At 70.9% G+C, this 1,161-nt stretch carries 2 protein-coding genes; both read right to left on the reverse strand.

Annotation, left to right across the window (positions count from 1 at the left end; genetic code table 11):
* Positions 1–817: L-histidine N(alpha)-methyltransferase (locus G6024_RS14120; protein WP_194307470.1), on the reverse strand; the 817-nt coding region annotated here is incomplete at its 3' end.
* A 92-nt stretch (positions 818–909) separates the two neighbouring features.
* A partial coding sequence (locus tag G6024_RS14125; RefSeq protein ID WP_159148984.1) for an SUMF1/EgtB/PvdO family nonheme iron enzyme occupies positions 910–1,161 on the reverse strand: 252 nt, incomplete at its 5' end.

Below are 1,161 nucleotides of genomic sequence, written 5' to 3' on the forward strand. Positions count from 1 at the left end.
GCCCCAGCGTCGGGAAGTCGACGTGCACGTCGCGGACCGCCCGCAACCACATCTCGATCCTGCTCTCGGCGGCGTTCCACACGGCCTCGTGGCGGAAATCGCGCCTGTCCAGCCCGGTGCACTCGACGGTCCGGGCGATCACGTCGAGCATGTTGAGGTTGAATTCGGCGGTGACGCCGTCGGCGTCGTCGTAGGCCGCGACCAGCCGCTCGGGGCTCTTGACGAGGTCGAAGCCGAGCGCCAACCGGTCGCCCGGGTCCATGACGCCGCGCAGCATGGCGAGGAACTCTGCTCGCTGGGCCTCGCTGAAATTGCCGATCGTGCCGCCGAGGAAGAGCACCAGCCGCCCGCCCGGCTCGCCCGGTAGCGGGCCGTCGAGGGCGGTGAGGTCTCCGACGACCGGGACGACACGCAGTCCGGGGTACTCGGCCGTGAGCGCCCGGGCGGAACCGAAGAGCATCTCGGTACTGATGTCGACCGGAACGAACAGTGGGCCGGCTGGATCAGTGGCGCCGGTCGGGCGGGAGGCGAGGACGTCGAGCAGGACCCGCGTCTTCTCGCAGGTCCCGGCCCCGAGCTCGACGAGTGTGTCGGCATCGCCGACGATGGCGACGGCCCGCGACCGCAGGATCTCCGCCTCCGCGCGGGTGGGGTAGTACTCCGCGAGCCGGGTGATCCGGTCGAAGAGCAGGCTGCCCTTCTCGTCGTAGAACCAGCGGGGCGGCACGGTCGGCGGGTCGTCGAAGAACCCGGCGCGCAGATCTGATTCGAGCGCGGCGGTGTCGGGATCGGCGGTGCTCGTCGTCGTCGTTGTCATCGTTGTTGTCGTCGTCGTTGTCGTTGCTGTAGTTGCACCGGGGCCGTCGGGCCCGGCGGCACCGCACTGGGCGGCCACCTCGCGCGCGCCGGTCACCGGGCGAGCCTCAGTCCCGCGGCCGCCCACCTCGAGGCTGCGGGATAGAAGTTCCGGTACGTGTGCCGCGTGTGGCCGGCAGGCGTGAACGCGCTGCCACCGCGGAGGACATGCTGGTCGGACATGAACTTGCCGTTGTACTCGCCGGCCGCGCCCTCCTCGGTGACGAACCCCGGATACGGCAGGTAGGCGCTGGCAGTCCATTCCCACACGCCGCCGATCGTCCGCTCCGCGGCGGGCCGCGGGTG

Origin of the sequence: Dietzia maris (assembly GCF_014144855.1) — a bacterium.
Taxonomy (GTDB): Bacteria; Actinomycetota; Actinomycetes; order Mycobacteriales; family Mycobacteriaceae; genus Dietzia; species Dietzia kunjamensis.